Annotated in this window: 28 protein-coding genes; 25 read left to right on the plus strand and 3 right to left on the minus strand. The window is 36.1% G+C overall.

Features of this window, described 5'->3' with window-relative positions; all coding sequences use genetic code 11:
* Positions 1-4 precede the first annotated feature (4 nt).
* Positions 5-1,939, minus strand: coding sequence for an ABC-F family ATP-binding cassette domain-containing protein (locus tag I573_RS06320; RefSeq protein WP_016185862.1), 1,935 nt, complete (start codon positions 1,937-1,939; stop codon positions 5-7).
* 227 nt (positions 1,940-2,166) lie between these two features.
* Between I573_RS06320 and I573_RS06325 the strand changes: the two genes are divergently transcribed.
* From I573_RS06325 to I573_RS06350, 6 genes are all read left to right on the plus strand, one after another.
* Entirely contained in the window at positions 2,167-2,823 is a 657-nt protein-coding gene (locus tag I573_RS06325; RefSeq protein WP_016185861.1) for a redox-sensing transcriptional repressor Rex, read from the plus strand.
* 146 nt (positions 2,824-2,969) lie between these two features.
* Positions 2,970-3,896: a permease gene (locus I573_RS06330; protein WP_016185860.1), complete on the plus strand. Its 927-nt coding sequence runs from the start codon at positions 2,970-2,972 to the stop codon at positions 3,894-3,896.
* Positions 3,897-3,899: 3 nt separating this feature from the next.
* Positions 3,900-4,736, plus strand: coding sequence for a TIGR03943 family putative permease subunit (locus I573_RS06335; RefSeq protein ID WP_016185859.1), 837 nt, complete (start codon positions 3,900-3,902; stop codon positions 4,734-4,736).
* A gap of 92 nt (positions 4,737-4,828) precedes the next feature.
* On the plus strand, positions 4,829-5,095 hold the full coding sequence (locus I573_RS06340) for an IreB family regulatory phosphoprotein (RefSeq protein WP_016185858.1): 267 nt from the start codon (positions 4,829-4,831) through the stop codon (positions 5,093-5,095).
* Complete coding sequence (gene ruvX, locus I573_RS06345) at positions 5,095-5,526, plus strand: Holliday junction resolvase RuvX (RefSeq protein WP_016185857.1); 432 nt, start codon at positions 5,095-5,097, stop codon at positions 5,524-5,526. Before I573_RS06340 ends, ruvX begins: the two co-directional genes overlap by 1 nt.
* Before the next feature lie 23 nt (positions 5,527-5,549).
* Positions 5,550-5,870 (plus strand): DUF1292 domain-containing protein, encoded by a 321-nt coding sequence (locus I573_RS06350; RefSeq protein ID WP_016185856.1) that lies wholly within the window; start codon positions 5,550-5,552, stop codon positions 5,868-5,870.
* A gap of 80 nt (positions 5,871-5,950) precedes the next feature.
* Here I573_RS06350 and I573_RS06355 read toward each other — a convergent pair whose 3' ends face one another.
* Positions 5,951-7,096 (minus strand): site-specific integrase, encoded by a 1,146-nt coding sequence (locus I573_RS06355; RefSeq protein ID WP_016185855.1) that lies wholly within the window; start codon positions 7,094-7,096, stop codon positions 5,951-5,953.
* A gap of 45 nt (positions 7,097-7,141) precedes the next feature.
* Positions 7,142-7,732, minus strand: a complete 591-nt coding sequence (locus tag I573_RS06360) for a helix-turn-helix domain-containing protein (RefSeq protein WP_016185854.1) — start codon at positions 7,730-7,732, stop codon at positions 7,142-7,144.
* 160 nt (positions 7,733-7,892) lie between these two features.
* Between I573_RS06360 and I573_RS06365 the strand changes: the two genes are divergently transcribed.
* From I573_RS06365 to I573_RS06450, 19 genes are all read left to right on the plus strand, one after another.
* Entirely contained in the window at positions 7,893-8,171 is a 279-nt protein-coding gene (locus I573_RS06365; protein WP_016185853.1) for a helix-turn-helix domain-containing protein, read from the plus strand.
* Positions 8,172-8,247: 76 nt separating this feature from the next.
* Entirely contained in the window at positions 8,248-8,421 is a 174-nt protein-coding gene (locus tag I573_RS11510; RefSeq protein WP_016185852.1) for a hypothetical protein, read from the plus strand.
* 1 nt (position 8,422) lies between these two features.
* The gene (locus I573_RS06370) at positions 8,423-8,725 is read left to right on the plus strand and encodes a hypothetical protein (protein ID WP_016185851.1); all 303 of its coding nucleotides are present in this window, start codon (positions 8,423-8,425) and stop codon (positions 8,723-8,725) included.
* Positions 8,726-8,867: 142 nt separating this feature from the next.
* Positions 8,868-9,038, plus strand: coding sequence for a hypothetical protein (locus tag I573_RS11515; protein ID WP_016185849.1), 171 nt, complete (start codon positions 8,868-8,870; stop codon positions 9,036-9,038).
* A complete protein-coding gene (locus I573_RS06375) occupies positions 9,035-9,262 on the plus strand; it encodes a hypothetical protein (RefSeq protein ID WP_016185848.1) in 228 nt (75 codons plus the stop codon). Before I573_RS11515 ends, I573_RS06375 begins: the two co-directional genes overlap by 4 nt.
* A gap of 16 nt (positions 9,263-9,278) precedes the next feature.
* Positions 9,279-9,491 (plus strand): hypothetical protein, encoded by a 213-nt coding sequence (locus tag I573_RS06380; protein ID WP_016185847.1) that lies wholly within the window; start codon positions 9,279-9,281, stop codon positions 9,489-9,491.
* Between the two features lie 3 nt (positions 9,492-9,494).
* Complete coding sequence (locus I573_RS06385) at positions 9,495-10,313, plus strand: bifunctional DNA primase/polymerase (protein WP_016185846.1); 819 nt, start codon at positions 9,495-9,497, stop codon at positions 10,311-10,313.
* Positions 10,314-11,837, plus strand: coding sequence for a DNA primase family protein (locus I573_RS06390; protein ID WP_016185845.1), 1,524 nt, complete (start codon positions 10,314-10,316; stop codon positions 11,835-11,837).
* Between the two features lie 304 nt (positions 11,838-12,141).
* Entirely contained in the window at positions 12,142-12,555 is a 414-nt protein-coding gene (locus tag I573_RS06395; RefSeq protein WP_016185844.1) for a hypothetical protein, read from the plus strand.
* Complete coding sequence (locus I573_RS06400) at positions 12,552-13,058, plus strand: hypothetical protein (RefSeq protein WP_016185843.1); 507 nt, start codon at positions 12,552-12,554, stop codon at positions 13,056-13,058. Before I573_RS06395 ends, I573_RS06400 begins: the two co-directional genes overlap by 4 nt.
* Positions 13,055-13,246, plus strand: a complete 192-nt coding sequence (locus tag I573_RS06405) for a hypothetical protein (protein WP_016185842.1) — start codon at positions 13,055-13,057, stop codon at positions 13,244-13,246. Before I573_RS06400 ends, I573_RS06405 begins: the two co-directional genes overlap by 4 nt.
* 158 nt (positions 13,247-13,404) lie before the next feature.
* On the plus strand, positions 13,405-13,863 hold the full coding sequence (locus tag I573_RS06410) for a hypothetical protein (protein ID WP_245555070.1): 459 nt from the start codon (positions 13,405-13,407) through the stop codon (positions 13,861-13,863).
* Positions 13,860-14,468: a hypothetical protein gene (locus tag I573_RS06415; RefSeq protein ID WP_016185840.1), complete on the plus strand. Its 609-nt coding sequence runs from the start codon at positions 13,860-13,862 to the stop codon at positions 14,466-14,468. The genes I573_RS06410 and I573_RS06415 overlap by 4 nt, the downstream gene beginning before the upstream one ends.
* 15 nt (positions 14,469-14,483) lie before the next feature.
* Positions 14,484-14,852 (plus strand): hypothetical protein, encoded by a 369-nt coding sequence (locus tag I573_RS06420; RefSeq protein ID WP_016185839.1) that lies wholly within the window; start codon positions 14,484-14,486, stop codon positions 14,850-14,852.
* A gap of 305 nt (positions 14,853-15,157) precedes the next feature.
* Complete coding sequence (locus I573_RS06430; protein ID WP_016185838.1) at positions 15,158-15,352, plus strand: hypothetical protein; 195 nt, start codon at positions 15,158-15,160, stop codon at positions 15,350-15,352.
* Positions 15,339-15,917, plus strand: coding sequence for a hypothetical protein (locus I573_RS06435; protein WP_016185837.1), 579 nt, complete (start codon positions 15,339-15,341; stop codon positions 15,915-15,917). The genes I573_RS06430 and I573_RS06435 overlap by 14 nt, the downstream gene beginning before the upstream one ends.
* Before the next feature lie 2 nt (positions 15,918-15,919).
* Positions 15,920-16,102, plus strand: a complete 183-nt coding sequence (locus I573_RS06440; protein ID WP_016185836.1) for a hypothetical protein — start codon at positions 15,920-15,922, stop codon at positions 16,100-16,102.
* An 11-nt stretch (positions 16,103-16,113) separates the two neighbouring features.
* The gene (locus tag I573_RS06445; protein ID WP_016185835.1) at positions 16,114-16,398 is read left to right on the plus strand and encodes a hypothetical protein; all 285 of its coding nucleotides are present in this window, start codon (positions 16,114-16,116) and stop codon (positions 16,396-16,398) included.
* Positions 16,399-16,474: 76 nt separating this feature from the next.
* Positions 16,475-19,363 carry a tape measure protein gene (locus I573_RS06450; RefSeq protein WP_016185834.1) on the plus strand — a complete coding sequence of 963 codons (2,889 nt, stop codon included), beginning with the start codon at positions 16,475-16,477 and terminating at the stop codon, positions 19,361-19,363.
* Positions 19,364-19,439: the final 76 nt, after the last annotated feature.

Genomic DNA, 19,439 nt, shown 5'->3' on the forward strand with positions numbered 1-19,439 from the left:
GTGATTACACGGTTTCTTCCTGTTCTAATTCTAGACTGATTCGTTCCCATTCTTCCATCAAGGATAGTTGTTGGGTTTCGATTTCTTCACTTGTTTGGGTTAATTCTTGTAAAAAGACATGATTATTTAAATGTTCTGGTTGAACCATTTTATCCTGGCACATTTGATGTTCTGTTTCAAGCGTGGCCAATTGTGTTTCAATTTCTTCGATTTTACGTTGAAATTGACGAATTTTCTTTTGTTTTTCTTTTGATTGTTGGAAATTTTGTTTTCCTTCAGATACAACCGTTTCAATCGACGGTTGTTCTAAGAGTGCTTGAAGTTCAGCTTCTTCTTGTTTCTTTTCTAAATAATAATCATAATCACCTAAGAAAACACGTGCTCCTTCTTCGGAGAGTTCGACAACGGTCGAAGCAATTCGATTGATAAAGTAACGGTCATGAGAGACAAAGAAAATCGTGCCATCGTAATCAATCAACGCATTTTCTAAGACTTCTTTATTGTCGATATCTAAGTGGTTTGTCGGTTCATCGAGCATTAAGAAATTGTCATGATCCATAGCCAGTTTCGCAAGCGCTACTCGAGCTTTTTCTCCACCACTTAATAATCCGATCGGTTTTTCAACATCTTCACCTGAAAAAAGAAAACTACCTAATACGGTACGGATTTGACCTTCTGGTAAAGTAGGATGTGCATCCCATAATTCTTGTAAAATCGTTTTTCTTGTCGATAGTTCAGCTTGACCTTGATCATAATAGCCGACAGAAACGTTTGCGCCAAAGGTTGCTTGACCTTTTAAAAACGGTTGTCTGTGAATGATCGATTTTAGTAAAGTCGATTTTCCGATTCCGTTTGGTCCGACCAACGCTACGGCATCATGTTTACGAATATCGAGATTGATGGGCTCGGATAAAATCGTATCCTCATATCCAATTGCAGCATCGGTAACTTGTAAAACGATATTGCCAGATGGTTTTTCAACTTCAAATAAGAAATGAGCAGATTTTTCATCACCTTGTGGACGGTCTAGACGTTCCATTTTTTCTAGTTGCTTCCGGCGGCTTTGCGCTCGTTTGGTGGTTGAAGCGCGTACAAGGTTACGTGCAACGAAGTCTTCTAATTTGGCGATTTCATCTTGTTGCTTTTCAAAAGCCTTCATTTCACTCGCCAGTTGTGTCGCTTTCTCATCCAGATAGCGACTATAATTTCCTTTGTAATGACGCATTTTATGACGGCTTAATTCGTAGACTTCTGTCACGACTTTATCTAAAAAATACCGGTCATGAGAGACGATCAATAAGGCGCCACTATAGCCTTGTAAATACGTTTCTAACCAAGAAAGGGTCGCAATATCCAAATGGTTCGTCGGCTCATCTAGAATCAAAATATCTGGTTTTTGTAGCAACATTTTAGCCAAAGCAAGTCGTGTTTTTTGACCGCCAGAAAGCGTGGAGATCGCTTGATCGTAAAATGATGCATCAAATTGAAATCCATGTAAAACCGAACGGATTTCATTTTCATAACCATAGCCATTTTGTTCACTAAATTCATGCTGAATGCGATCGTATTCAGCTAACAATTGGGTATATGCTGGTGTAGTCGGGTCGATTTCACCCATTTTAAGTTCCATTTCGCGCATTTTTGCTTCTAATTTGCGAATCGGCAAAAAGGCATCCAACATTTCATCATAGACAGTTTTTTCTGAAATCAATCCAGTATCTTGGGCTAAATAGCTTAATGTAGCTTGTTTGTTTTTAATCACAGCGCCTTCATCCGGTTGTTCCACTCCAGCGATTATTTTTAATAAAGTGGATTTTCCAGCACCATTACGTCCCACTAGACCAATGCGTGCGTGACTGCTAATTTCCATTTGGATATGTTGAAATAAAATATCTGCACCAAAAAGTCGTGCGACTTGATTCACTTGTAATAAAATCATTAAGGGCCTCTTTCTTTGCTTTATCTAATAGCAATTGATCTAAAATCCGTATAAAACTAGGATTTGTGCATGCTTAGTCTATCATATTTTAAAGAAACTAGCGATATGAGAAGAAAAGACTTTTGTGAAAAATTGCTAAATTCTGAGCAATCAAATTGCCTTTTATACGTGAATTTTGTATTATAACACTTGTACTAGTGAATTGTTCACAATGGAGGGTTTTAATTTTGAAAGACAATCAAATTCCAAAAGCAACAGCTAAGCGGTTGCCTTTGTATTATCGTTATCTAAGAATTTTAAATGACGCTGGGAAAAAGAAAGTATCATCAACAGAGCTAAGTGAGGCAGTACAAGTCGATAGTGCAACGATTCGACGTGATTTTTCTTACTTTGGGGAGTTAGGAAAACGCGGATATGGCTATGACGTAAACGACTTGATGCAATTTTTTGCACGTACGTTAAATGATGATCATATGACTAATGTTGCCTTGATTGGAGTCGGAAATCTAGGTAGTGCGCTCTTAAAATATAAATTCCACCAAAGCAATAGCATTCGCGTGAGTGCTGCATTTGATGTGAATCCGGATATCGTGGGACGTATCGTGGATGGAATCCCGGTCTATCCTATGACGGATATGAAAGAGCAGATTGCGATCCAACAAATCGATATCGCAATCTTAACTGTTCCAGCGCAACGTTCACAAGACGTAGTCAATGAATTAGTTGAGGCAGGAATCAAAGGGATCTTAAACTTTACACCTGCTCGAATTACGGCATCTAGTGATATTTTGGTGCAAAATGTTGATTTAACCAATGAGTTACAAACATTGATTTACTTCCTTCATTCTGGTGATACCACTACATTTACAGACGAAATCGTATAAAAAAGTAACACCGTATCGTTCAATTTAGAGCGATACGGTGTTTTTATTTTCTTAAAAAATGACAAAAAACAAGAGACGAACTAGTTTTTTTCACAATTTAGGTGTATCGTGTGAACAGGTTCAAAGTAAAAGTAAAGGAGAATCCTATGTTTCAGTCATTACCAACGTCTGTCTTACAAATGGGCATGATCTTTTTATCGATTGTCATTGAAGCATTACCATTTGTTTTATTAGGCTGTTTGATTTCAGGGTTTTTGCATGTCTTTTTAAGTGCAGAACGTGTGAATAAGCTCTTGCCAAAAAATAAATTTTTAGCCATTATTGTGGGTTCAGTATTGGGCGTATTTTTCCCATCTTGTGAGTGCGGGATCGTGCCGATCGTGCATCAGTTTTTAAAAAAAGAAGTGCCGACTTATACTGCATTTCCTTTTATGCTGACCGCTCCGATCATCAATCCAATCGTCTTGTTTTCAACCTTTATTGCTTTTAGCAATTCCTGGAAATTTGTTTTCCTGCGCGTTTTGGGAAGTCTGCTCGTCGCGCTACTGGTTGGAATTTGGTTGGCATATATTTATACCAAAAATCCTTTGAAAGAAAGCTACCAAGCTGGGTCAACTCATGAACATGAGCACGATCATCAACACGATCATCAACATGTTGCTTGTACACCACCAAGTAAAATCGAAAAAACAAGTCATATGTTCCAACATAGTATCGATGAGTTTTTTGATACTGGGCGGTACTTAATTATTGGAGCCTTGATTGCTTCAGGGTTACAAGTGTACTTGCCGACAAGTATTATTTTAACATTAGGGTCAACGAAATTACTCGCTATCTTAGTCATGCTCGCGCTTGCGGTGATTATGTCGTTATGTTCAGAAGCTGATGCATTTATTGGAAGTAGTTTGCTTAGTTTGTTTGGTGTCGCGCCTGTTGTCGCATTTTTAGTATTCGGTCCAATGGTCGATATCAAAAACTTACTCATGATGAAACGGTATTTTGGAACGAAATTTATTGTTCAATTGGTGGCCTTGATTGCAGTAATTGTCACAATTTTTGCTTGGGTGGTGTAAAAGATGATTCGTAGTTTAATTTTAATTGGCTATAGTCAAATGATGATGTATTTACAGCTGACCGGTAAGTTGGATCAGTTTATCAATATTCATTATCAATATTTAGCGGTGATTTCGATGGTCTTATCGTTATTGTTAGGATTGATTCAACTGTATTTTTGGGTGAGAGAAGATCCTAAACAAAACAAGTCGCATGCTCACCACCACGAAGATCACGATCATACGATGAGTAGATCGCAAAAACTAGTGGCGTATGTGTTATTAGTACTGCCTATGATTGTGGGCTTGTTATTTCCAACGGTAAGTTTAGATGCTACGATCGTTCAGGCAAAAGGGTTCCAATTTCCTGTGAGTAAAGAATCTGTGGGTGATCCTGAGATGAATACACAATATCTTCAACCCAATACGAGTATTTATTACAATAAAGAAGATTATCAAAAACAAATGGATGGATTACGTAAAAAGTACATCAAGGATGGAAAACTAACCGTTACAGAGGAGAATTATCTGGAAGTCATGGAACTGATTTATAATTATCCAAGTGAATTTATCAATCGTCCGATTCATTACGAAGGATTTTTATTTAAAGCACCAAAAAATCAAGGTGATTTTTTGTTTCGTTTTGGAATCATTCATTGTGTGGCAGATTCTGGTGTATTCGGCCTACGCGTGTTTTTGCCAGATGGGACGACGGCTACAGATAATGAATGGTTCTCAGTAGATGGTGTAATTGAATCGGATTATTACGAGCCGTTCCAACGCGATTTGCCTACCGTCAAAGTTGAAAAAATCAAAAAAATCGATGCACCTAAAAACGAATATGTCTATCGGACTTTTTGATTTTGAATAGAAGGATTTAATTGTAGTTTCTCGTTATTTTTAGTACAATAGAAAAGAAGAACAGTATTCTTTTACGAAAGAGGTGTCGTACTATGGGATTTACAGATAAGACAGTTCGGTTTGATTTTGAAGACAATCGTAAACGCGAAGTAAGCGAAACATTGGCGATTGTGTACACTGCACTAGAAGAAAAAGGATATAACCCGATCAACCAAATCGTTGGGTATTTACTTTCAGGTGATCCGGCTTACATTCCGCGTTATCAAGATGCACGAAATTTAATTCGCCGTTATGAACGAGATGAAATCTTAGAAGTATTGATTCGTGAATATCTGGGAAATCATGGGGTTAATTTATAATGCGCATTATGGGGTTAGATGTAGGGTCAAGAACAGTAGGTATTGCTGTAAGTGATCCGATGGGATGGACAGCACAAGGTATTGAGATTATTCGAATCAATGAGGATGAAGGCCAATTTGGGTTTGATCGTGTAAAAGACTTGATCTCAGAATATGAAATTTCACGCTTTGTTGTAGGTCTTCCTAAAAATATGAATAATTCGATTGGACCACGTGCTGAAGCATCAATGGCATATGGAAAACAATTAGAAGAATTATTCCAACTACCTGTGGAGTATCAAGATGAACGTTTAACAACAGTTCAAGCAGAACGTATGCTTGTCGAACAAGCCAATACATCACGTGCAAAGCGTAAAAAAGTGATTGATAAAGTTGCTGCTGTGATGATCTTGCAAAATTATCTTGATGGCCCAGGAAAAAAATTATTTTAAACCAATGAAAAGAGGAAAAAAGAATGGCAGAACATACACACGATCATAACCATGATCACGATCATGAAGGACATGAACACATTACATTAGTGGATAATGAAGGCAACGAAACGTTATACGAAATCTTACTTACAATCGACGGTCAAGAAGAATTTGGCCGCAACTACGTATTACTTTATCCAGCAGGCGTTCCTGAAGATGAAGATGTAGAATTACTAGCATATGCTTACGTTGAAAAAGAAGACGGCATGGAAGGCGATTTAGAACAAATCGAAACCGAAAAAGAATGGGACATGATCGAAGAAGTGTTCAACACATTCATGGCCGAAGAAGAAGCTGAATAATAATTACTAGGAGAAACCTTGATACATAAGGGTTTCTCCTTTTTTTATGTTTTATTAACCCACAAACTAACCCACATTGACTATAATTCTAGGTGTTTTACGAGTTTTTCAACTGTTTTTTCTTTGGTTTCTTTAGCCAAGTGACCGTAAACATCTAAGGTCTGAGAAATTTTCGTATGACGTAAACGTTCTTGGACTTCTTTCATATTTGCGCCGCTATCCAGTAAAAGAGAAGCGTGTGTGTGTCTTGTGGCGTGAACGCCTAAGAATGGCACATTAGCTTCTTTAGTGATTGTGATTAAACGTGCATAGATAGCATGATGAGTAACAACTTGTTTATAAATACCGCAGAAAATCATAGTTGGTTCAGTAATGCCCAAAGTGAGCATATATTTTCTTTGGTCTATTTGCCATTTCTTCAATTTGCTAATCGTTGCAGCATCGAGAATCACAGTTGCATTACTTGCAACGGTCTTAGTGGTAGATACCTTATAACCGTTTTTCGTTTGGCTTAGTGTCTTATTGATAGATACAGTTTGGTTAGTAAAGTCTATATCCGACCAATTAAGCGCCAGTGCTTCACTGATACGGCAGCCGCTATAGATCAAGAAACGCAGCAGTACACTATTAAAATCATTGTTATAGCTTGGTTTCGTATGATCTAGATAGTTAAATAGCTGCTTTAGTTCTTGTTTGGTGTAGACTTTTACTTTTTCAGCTTGTTGAACTTCTTTCACACGTTTAGGCATTAGAACGTACTCTAGTGGGTTACGGTCTATGATACCTAGATTAATAGCGTACTTGAACACACGGCTAGTGGTAGAGTGTAGCACTCTATACTGATCCGTAGTTTTTGCCCACTGATTGACAATCTTTTGAGCAGTAGCCACATTGATCTCTTTTATTTTCATCTTGCCATATTTGGGCAAGATCCACTTATCAAATTTGATTTGTGTTTTTATAAATGTTACTTCTTTCACAGTCGTTTGATAACTTTCAAGCCACAATTCAAACACTTCTTTAAACGTTTGTTTAGCATTTTGCTGCAAACCGTTCTTCTCAAACTCAACTTGTAGCCGGCTTAATTCTAATTGAGCGGCTTTTTTTGTGTCAAAATTACTTCTAGTAGTCTCGATGCGTTTACCAGTTGCAGCATCTATACCTAGATAGACTTTAAACTTCCATTTCTTACCTTTTTTTGTGTCGTATTGTTTAAATGTTGCCATTGTTTTTCCTCCAGTTACTACGCTTGGGGAGCATATTAGGAGGAGTTAAATCAAAATATCTTTTAGAGTTTCTAATTCATTAATTAAGAATTTTCTGTCTAAGGGAGAAACGTTTTTTCCGTAATCAGTGAATTCTATAATTAGCCTTAAAAATCTATTCATAGAATATATAAATTCGTTATCAATATCGCTTTCTATTAATTCTAAAGTCATTTTTAATAACTGAATTTTACTAGAACTAAGATTATTTAAATCAATAGTTGCTATTTTTTCTAATATAAACTCAGTATTTGAATTTTCAATAGAACTAGCAAGAAAACTAAGTAACTCCACAGAAGCTTCTGGATTATCTACATCAATTTCTTTTATTTTATTCTGTAAATCAGAAGAGTCTTGATATAAATCTTCAAAAGTTTTTTTACCATACAATATATAGTAGGTGGATATACCGTATATCTCAGATATTTTTTTGATACGGTCGCTACTAGGTAATGTTTTCCCACGTTCCCATCTAGAAACAATACTTTTGCTTGCCGGAGGTTCGAACAATTCTCCAAATTTTTCCATAGTTAAACCCTTTTGAGTTCTCAAAGATTTAATACGTTGTCCTACGGCTTGTTTATCAACGTTATTCACAGTAGATACCTACTTTCAATTTCAATTTGTCTCAAAAAGTTGTACAAAGTGACTTGATTTATTTTATCATACATGATACCTTATGTATACGGAGTTACGTAAAGTGACTCTAAATTAAATATTTTGAAGTTGCATAAAGGGACTGAAAGGAGGAATACAAATGGAATTGAAAATCGAATCATTAGAATTAGCTGATCCGGCATTTCAACCAATCGTTGAAAAAATTGCCGCAGCAATTCAAGAAGCTAACCAAGTTAGCACAAAGCGCCAAGAGTTGCCAAGGTACATGACTAAAGCGCAAGCATCCGAGTATATCGGTTGTAGCTTTAACACATTTCAGAAATTTGTAAGAGCCGGATTACCGCTTATTACAGTTGACGGAATTGTAAGAGTAGACCAAAAAGATGTAGATGATTTTTTAGCAAAAAACAAAAAATAACTCACTACGCTTGGGGAGCTGTATAGAATGAGTTAAGTTGTCCGTTGCAAATGGTTTGATAATAGGAGGAAAAACAATGCAAGAAAAAACAATTAAAGAATTAGTGGAGTTTTTACAATTTAGTGTAATCAATTTATTAGACGGTGTAGAAAGTCGAAAAGAAAATTCTGAATTGCAAATGTTAATTTCAAATGTTGAAGATGATTTATCAGAAGTTAAATCTTTCGTTGATAACAAGGAGGAAAAATAAAATGGACGAACAAACAAAAGCAATTCAAAAAGCATTGGTAAAAGTAATTGGAGTAGAGTCAGCCGAAAAGGTGGCTAACCTAAAAGGGGAGGAATTAAAGCAAGTCTATAACTTAGTTTATGAACAAGCATCTTATCATGATGTACTGCCGGAAGAAATCACTGTAAAAGATGTTATCCAAGAAATGTATTTCAATGTTCACAATGATTTTATTAGAACTTTTGAACCGGAAGAATCAGAGGACTTTCTTATCCAAAGATTAATGCTCTTATCAGAGTTGCTAGGATTTGAATTGGAGGATTAAAGGAGTAAAAAAATGAATGAGAGCAAAGAAAAAGCCAATAACGTTCACACCGACCAAAGTTTGACGTTAAAGGCACACAGTAAGCTATTAAGCTTATTATCTTTTGCTCCATTATACACTAAATAGAATGGAGATAAAAGAAATGTATGCAATTAGAAGAACATTAGCTGTTATTTTGTTGGTTCTCGTATTTTCAGCAGCACCAATATTTTTAAAATTATTTATTGGTTTGCCAATATTTATGATTTTGTTATTGGACTATGAAGAATTTTGCTTTCAATCAAAAATGAAATCTGGAGGACAACAAAAATGAACGAACAAGAACTTTTGAAAAGAGCCGTTACACTGACGGCAGCAGCTAACCAATTAAAACTAGCAGAAAGATTGATTGAAAACGTGGAATATGCACGCATCAACAAAGATCAGTTTTCTGTTAATCATCAATTACAATCTGGAGTATTAGAAGATATTGGAGAGGTCATTTCTGATATTAGAAATACAATCCAAGATGTAAGTAATGATATTTGCCCAGACTAATTAGGAGAGTGCCTACATGAAAAAAATACATTGTTTAGAAAATGATTTAGAAAATCTTACAGTACAAGCAGTTTATATTACGAATGCACTAAAAGGTGTGATTAATAGTTTATATTTTTCAAATTTAGAAGATACAGAAAATAAAACCATACTCATTGCCACAAGTGAAGCGTTGAAATGTTTAGCAGAAAAGCATGCAGACGATTTGGAAAAAATATTAGAGGTGTAAGCTATGGTAAATCACTTAGAACGAGCCTTAAAGTTGCAAAAAGACGGCTTTTTCATCTATCCATTAGCGTCGAATACAAAAGTACCGCTTAAAGGTTCAAACGGTTTCAATGATGCCACAAACGATTTAGAAACAATCCGTAAATGGTGGACTGATGAACCTAGTAGAAACATTGGTTTGATGTTAAAGCAGCATAATTTAATTGTTATTGATTGTGATAATCATATCGAGGGAGTAAATGGAATCGAAAACTTCAAAGCTATAGCTGCTAAGTACAATGGTTTGAATACATTAAACACGTACAGACAGATTACACCACGCAACGGAATACACTTTATTTTCAAATTGCCAGTAGGTGTTGAGATAGAGCAGCAACAAAGCATATTTTCAGACGTTTTGGGAACTGAAAAAACCGGAATTGATGTTATTAGATACGGTTTACCTTTAGCGCCTACAATCACTAAAAACGGTCAATACAAGGCGGTTGGAGAATTAACTAATATTGAACCTTTACCACAATGGATTGTTGATTTACTGGTAAAAGATAAGCCGGTATATACCACGAATTATGGACGGCAAACAGGCAAAAAATATACTGGAAAGTTCTTAGATGAATTGGTAAAAGGTTGCGAGGACGGCAATCGTAACAACTGGATAATGATACAAATTTCTAAGATGTTAGCAGTTGGGGCAGATTTAGACACGATCTATAAATTAATTCTAGTTGTGAATGATAACTTTCTTGATGAACCAATAGAAGTGAAAGAAATAACTGCCACGTTTAAAAGTAGAGTCAAAAAACATACAAAGGGGCGTGATTGATTGGATAAAGATATTTTAGAATTTATTGAATCGGAACAAGCAAAAATAAACGAACAAGCAGCGATCAATACAATGGCACAATTAAAATCACGCTTGCAAGAAGCCGGCGAACAGTGGAGAGAAGAAAATACTAGCGTAAACGAAAATACAGGCAAAGTAAAAGTGCCGAATGTAACGCCACGAGCGGTTGCGGACATTTTAAAGCGTGAATGTGATTTTATTTTGATTGATGAAGATAACCCAGAGCTTTCTCCTTTAGCTGCTTATGATTTAGACAGTGGTATCTATCAAAAAGGCGAGCGCTTTATCAATCGTTTATCTTTAGCAGTAGAGAGAACACTAAACGCCAACGCTTGTAATACTGTAGTCCATTATTTAACGAATGAGTGTAACGAGCGTAAAAGAACGAAAGATAAAAATTTAATCGTAGTAAACAATGGTATCTATAACCGAAAATTGAAGCAGTTGCAGCCATTTTCTAGCGAATATGTATTTGTTAATAAGGTGGCGACTAACTACGTTCCAGAAGCAAAAGAACCGCAATTTGAGGACTGGAATTTTACTAACTGGATCAAAGAATTATCAGACGGCGACCACCACAAAGAAAAATTGTTATGGCAGCTATTTTTTGTAGCAATCAACGCCAACTATATATCTGAAATTTCTATTTTCTTTCTAAGTGAACAGGGTAGAACTGGAAAATCAACATTTCAGCAGTTATTGACAAACTTAGTAGGAAAGCAAAATACTGCCAGTTTAAAGATCAAAGAATTTGAGAGTGATTTTAAATTAGCTAGTGCATACGGTAAAAGCTTGGTTATTGGAGACGACAACAACCCAAAAGATTTTAATGAAACAAGCGAAAACTTTAAATCAGTTGTAACTGGAGATAGTGTACTTCTTAATCCAAAAGGAAGAGAGCCGTTTACAACGACTTTAACACCGTTTGTTGTTCAATCTATGAATGGTTTGCCACGTTTTAAAGACATAACAGACGGTATGCAGCGCCGGCTTAGAGTACTTCTATTCAATCATAGCTATAAAGGTACAGGAAACAATAGACGAATCAAAGAAGAATATATCTACGATCACAGATTACTAGAATATATCTTATCTAAGGTAATAGATTTAGAATTTGATGAAGTAGAAGATACAGAAGAAAGTCGCCAAGCAATCCATGAGTTAGTTGTAGAAAATAGTGCAGTATTAGCTTTCTTTGAAGAAATGTTTTGTGAATTGGAATCTGATCGGCTACCAATGAAATTTCTGTTTAAGTTGTTCCAAGCGTGGAGTGCCTACGAGAATCAGCCAACGACAATGAAACAGAATACTTTCACTAAAGAACTAAAATCTATTGTAGAAAAAGACGGTTGGACGTATATAAGGAACAACGTAGCACCGTTGCATCATTTTTACCAAGTTGATTTGAAACAATTAGAAAAGTTAGATATTCATTATAAATTTAGATTTGATGTGGATACCCATAAGAAACAACCTTTAATAGAAAAAGATAGCAACAAATAACCAAAAGCGACAATCGGCAACAATGGATTTTACAAAGTTGTTGCCTTTTGTATCGCTTGATATACAAGGCTTTCTTTTTATTTTGGTAACAAAGCAACATTTATTTTATAAATTATAAATAAAAAATAAAATAAATACAAAAACATACAAAAAAATAAATATATATATAATTTAGCTTTGATTTGTTGCCTTGTTACTAAGTTTTTTATATTTCTTGTGGGAGTAAGGATAGAGCGAAGCAACAAAGTTTAATTTTATAAATTTAGCAACAAGTTAATTTGTTGCCTTAAAGGAGAACGAGCAAATGAAGCACAATATAGATGCAATGCAGCGTGGCTTGATTAATAAAACAGTACGTGCTGCTTATGAAGTATTCAAACAATCCGAGGAATACGACACGATCATGTACAAGTATTCTGGAGAAAAGCAAAAACGATTAGTGATTATGAGCGTTTACGATAAAGTACAAGAGTTGTTACTAGAAAATCAGATCAAGAAATGGCAGAAGCTAAGCAAAGATGAATTACTAGCCGAATTGGTAGATGTGGCCAGAACAGTAAAATACTTTGAAACAGAACTGTATGAAATGAACGATAAGGCATTATCCAACGAATCTATCACAGATAACTGTTTCAATGCTTATGCCGGTATGTTATCGAATCAAAGTCTAGATGTATTTGAAGCAATCGAAAATTTAGCATCGGAGGGTTCTTTGTGAGATATGATTTAAACAAAATAGATGAAGATGTTCTTGGATTGATACCAGTAGGAGAAAGCCGTATTTTAACTAAAGATATAGTTTCTATGGTGGGAGTTAGTGAACGAATGGTTAGGGAGTCAATCGAACGACTAAGAAAAAGAGTGCCTATTGTAGCATCGAGAGAAAAGCCGTTTGGATTGTATATTGCGAGTGATGAAGATGAATTTCAAAGAGGTATAGCAGCCTTTGAAAATCAAGCTAAAACAATGATGAAGAATGCCGAACAGTTGCGGAATACACACCTTAAAACGTGGCGCTATGATTTAAACAATCCATTGTGGAGATCACACGCACAAGAAGAACTACACTTATTCATGGATAATCATGAGTTAATAGCACAGTTTGAACTAGACGGAGAGGACACGACAAGTGGAGTTATGACTTTACCGCCGGAGATTGCGAAAATGGTTGATGAGGGAGAGCAGCTTATATTTGTACGAATTAAGGGAGGTAGCGAATGAGCGAATTAATCTTTGTAGATAAGAAGGGTAAACAATCTTATGTGAATGTGCCAGATTATTGTAAGATAGAACTCATTTTACAAGACGGAAATTTGGTTAAATCGAGAGTAGATAATGACTTGAATTTTATTAGCTTAAAAACGTCGGAAAACGTTGATAAAACAACAAAAAACAGCATGATTAAGTAGTTTTATTATGGTAAAAATGTTATAATAGAGGTAGTTAAATAAGCAGCTATCTGACTATGAATAATAGAGGATATAAGAGTTTCATCATTGAGTTGATGGGTTCTTGTATCCTCTTTTTTTACGTTTGCATGGAAATCTTGACAGTTTGGGGGAAATGTATGGATAAGTTTGATTTAGAGCAGTATTTAAACCTAGCTGCAAAGATTGACGAACTGGAGCAGCGCAAGCATGAAACACGTTTAGCCATGTACGATCAAACACTAGCTACTCATATTGCTTATGACGAGTTAGGCATACATACCAAAGCGCCTAAGATTGAGTATATCGTGTCTGATAATGTAACAGCTTGTGAGTTGATAGAGGAGCGAATAGCACGCCTAAAGGATAAGCAGAAGTATTTTATCCGGTTTGTGCATACATTGCCTAAAATCGAACGTGAGAGCCTTTTAAATGGTACTGCAAACGAGTTACTACAGGAAAAAGCGCTTGATGAAATATACGAGATCGAGACGGCTATTTGTTTCAAGTATGGATATAAGCCACCTATCGAACGCATACAGGTTTCTGACGATCCGTTGGAAGAATTAGATTTGATGATTGAGGTGTTTTCAGCATGAGTGATTACATTGATATGCCTATACGGTTGAAATGGTTCTTTGCCCACTGGAAAGGGTATGTAGTCAATCGTGAGTGGTTGAGTAAAAGAGAACGATATGCAGCACTGATTTTCTTTAAAGGTCTGAAACAACTAGATCAAGAAGAACTCATATTTTTAAGAGAAAAGTACTATACTGACAGACCGGCGCAAGAGAACTTTTCAACTGGAATATCAAAAACTTATCTCCAATATTCTGATGAAGTAATGGCAATGAAATCAGATATGAGTATCAGAGAGTACAGGAAAAAACGTGTAAGAATCGAAAAGAAATTAGAAATGGTATTGCACAAAGTAAAAGAAGAACAAAAAGAGTATGTAACGAATCAAGCCGAGGAATTTAAGCTAAAAGCCGGAAAATTGTATTTGAAGTCTTTCCAGTTGAGCGTATTAGGTAGAGTATTGCCGGAATATGTTTTGACGCAAGACGGTACACAAGCGAAAGTGTTCCAGAAAGATGATGAATTGGCCAGAAGATTTGTTTCTAAGCTAGGTATGGAAAAAGAACCAATAAAAGAAAACAGATACGATTATGATTATGAATGTATTGTTAATTGGGAAATTTAGAAAGGAGGTTTTACAATGGCAGAGTTAAATATCAGACAAGAGAAATTCATGAACGCTTTACTAGAAACGGCATCAATGGAAGCAGCTTCTAAGAAAGCCGGCATTTCACGTCAAACAGGTTACAAGTATATGAAAGATCCAGTGTTTCTTGCAGCGTATCGAAGTTTACGGCGTGATGCTATGCAGCAAGTGACGGAAAGTCTAAGAAAAGCTTCACTGGAAGCGGTAGTTGTCCTAAAAGAAGTCATGAACAATTCAGAAGCGCCGGCATCATCTAGGGTATCTAGTGCTAGAAACGTGCTTGATTTGACCTATAGAGCATTTGAATTAGATGACCTAGCGGAAGAAATAGATAAGATCAAAGAACAGTTGGAAGATGTGTAAAATTGCTTATCCTGATATTTCTGAGGTCCTAAAAAGGAAGTGAACATACTGAAGCTAAAAACAGATATACAAAAAATTAAAAAGCGTATGCAATTAAAATACTCCAATGAATTTGAGGTAATGCTAGGAGTTGAATTGTATCTATACGGTGTAAAAAGAATCATGGAGTTTGACGAATCTGTTTTATACATTGTTAGCCCAGAACGAGTAAGCGAACCAATGAAACGGCAAGCGTTGGCAGAATATGACAGGAATAGAAATATTTCTGGTCAAACTATCCAAAAGATTTACGAGGAGTATAAATCATGAACCTTTATACAATGCGAACCCAGAAAAAGAAATTGGAACAGCTACTAAAGAAACGTGAACGCCAAAAGGCTAAACCGGTGTTTATAACTGATCGAGAAGCACGAGAATTTGACTTTGATAGCTTGCCAAGTGATACGGTTATTATTATTGACGATATATTAGAAGAGGAGAATGGATATGACAACAATTAAATTAATGTTACCAGAATTATATGAGGAAAGAAAAAAACTTGCCACACGTAAAAATGAACTAGAAACTACGATTGAGGATAAAAGCAGAGAGCTATCTAACTTAAAAGCCGAGTATCAAAAAATCTTAGCTAACAATTTTGATGATCCACAATTAGAAAAAAATTATGACTTACAAGAAAAGGCTAAAAAATCAATCAACATGAGTAAGCAGAAGTTACATGGCGTGCAGTCTCTTTCTAATCAAGGCTTACAGAAAAAAGCGTTAGAAGTGCTAAAACATGATATGCAAACTATTTTTAATGAACGTGTAGCAGAAGTTAAAGAATTGATTTTGAACACTGAGACTTTAAGAGCGAAAGTACGAGAAGCAGAACGTCAAGAAGGTTTAAAAAGCATTGAGCTTACAAGCGAAAGTTCAGAATATAGTCGCTTAGTCGATTTGTATGAACTAGACAAAGCTTTCAGACATGAATTAAGTCAAGAACCTTATTCGCTCTATAAACATCTAAGCAGCGTAACGTTTAATGAAGCCAGAAGACAATTAAAAAACGAGGGAGCGATTTAACTATGTATGAAGAAATGTATAACGGACTGAGAAAAGCAGTTCTGGAAAGTGGAGATGATTTATCCAAAGAAATTGTGAATAGGTTTGACAAGATCGCCGAGAAATACAAAGAAGAACCACAACAAAAAACCGAGAAAAAAGTATCTGTTTCTGAATTAGCTAGAGCCAACAGAATTGTAAAATGAGGAGGGACTAAATGGCCTACCAATATAATTTAGAAGATGCCAAGCAAGCGGCACGAGATTATTTTTCAGATAAGTTAGATGTGTATGTAAGTAATCTGCTTTCTATGAGTAAATCACAATTAAAGAAAACTATTCTAGAAACGGAAGAAAGAGCCGTGAGGAATGAAAGTGATGAACTGTCTTACGTTAATCTAGTGATCGCCCAATATGTGTATCGTGAGCGGTTCAATCGAGAAGTATATCTGACTAAGACTAGCTTAAAAGGTGTTACAGAACGTTTTCAAGGACTGCCTTAACGGTGGTCTTTGATTTCAATTAGGTTTATCCGCTAATAGCGAGTAAATAAATAAAAATAGGAAAGGGGGAATATAAATGGAGACATTCGAGGTACAAGCGGTACTTTCAGCAATAGATAAAAATTTTACTAGCGTTATGAAAGAAGTTCAAAAATTGACTGATGCAACCACGAAAACGGCAGACAATGCCAGTAAGAACCTTGGTAAAATGAACGATAGCGCAAAAAGAGGCCTTCCTTCAATTGGAAACGTTGTAAAAGGTCTTGGATTGTTCAAAGTAGCTGATGCCGGTATAAATGCCGTTAAAAATTCGCTTGGTGGTGCTATTGAACGGTTTGATAAGTTGTCACAGTTTCCAAAAGTATTGGAAGCATTAGGGGCAAGTACGAGTGACGCAGCAGACGCAACAAACATACTAAAAAAAGGTATTGACGGTTTGCCAACGACTTTACAAGATGCGTCATCAACGGCCCAACAAATGTTTTCCGTGTTTAAAGACGGTAAAAAGGCGGCTAACACTACAATCGCTTTAAATAATGCTTTACTTGCTTCTGGAGCTTCTGGAGATGCAGCGGCACGAGCAACAGATCAATATTTGAAAATATTGCGCACTGGTAAGGTAGATTTAGATAGCTACGGATCATTACAAGAAAACATGAGTGTAGGGCTAGATAAATTAGCCGCCAAGTTTGGTTTTACCGGAGCAAGCGCCCAAAATGATTTATACAAGGCGTTACAGAGTGGAAAAGTTACCATAGACGATTTTAACCAAGGTTTATACGATATTCAAGGAGGATTAGGAGGAACGGCAGAAATTGCCAAGAAGTCCACCGAGGGTATTGGAACATCTATGAAAAATATCGGTACGGCTATTACTACTGGTTTAGCTAACTCGATAAAAACAATTAATGACACGTTAAAAAAACAAGGCTTTGACAACATCTTTGAAATGTTGAATAAGGTAAAAGGTGCTATATCAGAAGGGTTTAATTCGTTCAATGCAGCGTTGCCAGATATTCTAGAAAAACTAGGTAAAGCAATTAAATTTGTAGGAGATAACGCCGACTGGATTATCCCAATATTATCTGGTGTGGCGAGTAGTTTTGTGGCTTTTAGTGCTGCCGAGAAGTCAATAAAGGTTATAACCGGTATAAAAGAAGCTTTTGCCGAGTTCAAAGGTATAAGTTCATTAATTGGAATGATTGGACCAGTCGGTTGGATTGCCATTGGAATTGGAGCGATCGTTGCAGCCGGTGTGTTGCTTTATAAAAATTGGGATACTGTAAAAGAATTTGCGGACAAAGTGTGGTCTGGTGTTAAAGATGTTATTGGTGGTGCTGCTGATTGGGTAACCGAGAAGTGGGAAGGTACTAAATCATTCTTCAATGGCATTTGGGACAATGTAACGAGTACGACAAAAAGCGCTTGGGATGGCGTGAGTTCTACTGTTTCAGATTCAGCACAAAAAACGAAAGACGATTGGGCAAGTATTACTTCATTCTTTAGCGGTATCTGGGATAGTATCAAACAAACCGTGGATGATGTTTCATCTACTATAAAATCGACATTTAATGCAGTAGTGGATGATGTGAAAGCAAAATGGGAGACTGTTACGAATTTCTTTAAAGGTATTTGGGACTCTGTAACTGAAGGAGTAACGAATTTTATTTCGATAGTTACCGAAAAGTTTAACTTTGTTAAATCGTTATTCTCACCACTAATCACTGCATTGTCGAATATTAAAGGCTACTTCATGGTCGCTGCACATAATGCGATTGTAGGAATGGTCGATATTTTCAAATCTGGGTTTACTATCTTGAAAAACGTTGTATTGGCTCCAGTCTTGTTTATCGCTAGTTTAATTTCTGGCGGATGGGACGAAGCAGTAAACAACATGAAAGCAGTTTGGGAGAACATTGTAACTGCATTTAAAGATATCTGGATCAACATTCAATTTATCTTTATTTCAACTATTACTGCAATTAAAAATACATTAAATGCAGCATGGAACGGTATTTTTATATCAGCTCAAAAAGTGTGGACTCAAATCCAGTTGTTCTTTACGAATTTATGGATCAGCATTACAACAAGTATCAAAACAGCTTGGATCGATGTGAAGTTATTCTTTACAAACTTATGGATTGATATTATTTATGGTGTTCAAACCGCATGGACGAATATTCAAACCTTCGTAACAGATACGATCGCGAATACCATTCAAGGTGCAAAAGACTTGTGGAACGCATTTACAACGTTCTTGAGTGATTTGTGGACAGGTATCAAAACAACTGTATCTAGTTCAGTTACGCAAACAAAAACAGATACGATCAATACTTGGGATAGTCTGATTCAATGGGGGAAAGATACATGGAATGGATTTACAACATTCTTATCTACAACTTGGGATAACATCGTAAACGGTGCAAAACAAGCTTGGGACAATATGACGCAAGGTATATCTGATGCTATCCAAACAGTCAAAGATACCTTTGATAAACTACGAGAGATCGATCTATTTGAGATTGGCAAGAATATCATTGATGGCTTGGTGAATGGGATTAAAGAGAAAGCTCAAGCGGTAAAAGATGCAGTAAAGGATGTTGCGAGCAGTATTACTGATAAAGTGCAAAAGATTCTACACATTGCCTCCCCTTCTAAAGTGATGAAGAAAATGGGCGGTTTCACTGCTGAAGGTTTGGCCATTGGTATTGCAGACGGTGCAAATAGTGTTTCTAAAGCTTCTGATTTACTTGCACAAGCAGCACAACCAGATTTAGACATGTCCGCAAGTTTGGCAAATATGAATGGATCCATGAGCAGTACAATCCAACACGAAGTTAACATGGGCAAAGCGAAACAAAGTGCAACGTTTAATGTCAATCTAGGCAATCAACAATTTACTGCATTTGTAGACGATATTAGTCAAGCAATGGGGAACAATGCAGAAATCAATTTAGCTTTTTAAACACAAATAAAGTCACTTTCTATAACAGAAAGTGGCTTTTATAGGTTATTAGTTTCCTTATTTTTTAATAAGCGAT

The sequence above is a fragment of the Enterococcus sulfureus ATCC 49903 genome (assembly GCF_000407605.1).
In the GTDB taxonomy this organism is placed as follows: domain Bacteria; phylum Bacillota; class Bacilli; order Lactobacillales; family Enterococcaceae; genus Enterococcus_G; species Enterococcus_G sulfureus.

Bases quoted from the DNA above. Each gene is read 5' to 3' on its own strand.
- I573_RS06320 (WP_016185862.1), bottom strand. From the start codon at position 1,939: ATGATTTTATTACAAGTGAATCAAGTCGCACGACTTTTTGGTGCAGAT.
- I573_RS06330 (WP_016185860.1), top strand. From the start codon at position 2,970: ATGTTTCAGTCATTACCAACGTCTGTCTTACAAATGGGCATGATCTTT.
- I573_RS06335 (WP_016185859.1), top strand. From the start codon at position 3,900: ATGATTCGTAGTTTAATTTTAATTGGCTATAGTCAAATGATGATGTAT.
- I573_RS06340 (WP_016185858.1), top strand. From the start codon at position 4,829: ATGGGATTTACAGATAAGACAGTTCGGTTTGATTTTGAAGACAATCGT.
- ruvX (WP_016185857.1), top strand. From the start codon at position 5,095: ATGCGCATTATGGGGTTAGATGTAGGGTCAAGAACAGTAGGTATTGCT.
- I573_RS06350 (WP_016185856.1), top strand. From the start codon at position 5,550: ATGGCAGAACATACACACGATCATAACCATGATCACGATCATGAAGGA.
- I573_RS06355 (WP_016185855.1), bottom strand. From the start codon at position 7,096: ATGGCAACATTTAAACAATACGACACAAAAAAAGGTAAGAAATGGAAG.
- I573_RS06365 (WP_016185853.1), top strand. From the start codon at position 7,893: ATGGAATTGAAAATCGAATCATTAGAATTAGCTGATCCGGCATTTCAA.
- I573_RS11510 (WP_016185852.1), top strand. From the start codon at position 8,248: ATGCAAGAAAAAACAATTAAAGAATTAGTGGAGTTTTTACAATTTAGT.
- I573_RS06370 (WP_016185851.1), top strand. From the start codon at position 8,423: ATGGACGAACAAACAAAAGCAATTCAAAAAGCATTGGTAAAAGTAATT.
- I573_RS11515 (WP_016185849.1), top strand. From the start codon at position 8,868: ATGTATGCAATTAGAAGAACATTAGCTGTTATTTTGTTGGTTCTCGTA.
- I573_RS06375 (WP_016185848.1), top strand. From the start codon at position 9,035: ATGAACGAACAAGAACTTTTGAAAAGAGCCGTTACACTGACGGCAGCA.
- I573_RS06380 (WP_016185847.1), top strand. From the start codon at position 9,279: ATGAAAAAAATACATTGTTTAGAAAATGATTTAGAAAATCTTACAGTA.
- I573_RS06385 (WP_016185846.1), top strand. From the start codon at position 9,495: ATGGTAAATCACTTAGAACGAGCCTTAAAGTTGCAAAAAGACGGCTTT.
- I573_RS06395 (WP_016185844.1), top strand. From the start codon at position 12,142: ATGAAGCACAATATAGATGCAATGCAGCGTGGCTTGATTAATAAAACA.
- I573_RS06405 (WP_016185842.1), top strand. From the start codon at position 13,055: ATGAGCGAATTAATCTTTGTAGATAAGAAGGGTAAACAATCTTATGTG.
- I573_RS06410 (WP_245555070.1), top strand. From the start codon at position 13,405: ATGGATAAGTTTGATTTAGAGCAGTATTTAAACCTAGCTGCAAAGATT.
- I573_RS06415 (WP_016185840.1), top strand. From the start codon at position 13,860: ATGAGTGATTACATTGATATGCCTATACGGTTGAAATGGTTCTTTGCC.
- I573_RS06420 (WP_016185839.1), top strand. From the start codon at position 14,484: ATGGCAGAGTTAAATATCAGACAAGAGAAATTCATGAACGCTTTACTA.
- I573_RS06430 (WP_016185838.1), top strand. From the start codon at position 15,158: ATGAACCTTTATACAATGCGAACCCAGAAAAAGAAATTGGAACAGCTA.
- I573_RS06435 (WP_016185837.1), top strand. From the start codon at position 15,339: ATGACAACAATTAAATTAATGTTACCAGAATTATATGAGGAAAGAAAA.
- I573_RS06440 (WP_016185836.1), top strand. From the start codon at position 15,920: ATGTATGAAGAAATGTATAACGGACTGAGAAAAGCAGTTCTGGAAAGT.
- I573_RS06445 (WP_016185835.1), top strand. From the start codon at position 16,114: ATGGCCTACCAATATAATTTAGAAGATGCCAAGCAAGCGGCACGAGAT.
- I573_RS06450 (WP_016185834.1), top strand. From the start codon at position 16,475: ATGGAGACATTCGAGGTACAAGCGGTACTTTCAGCAATAGATAAAAAT.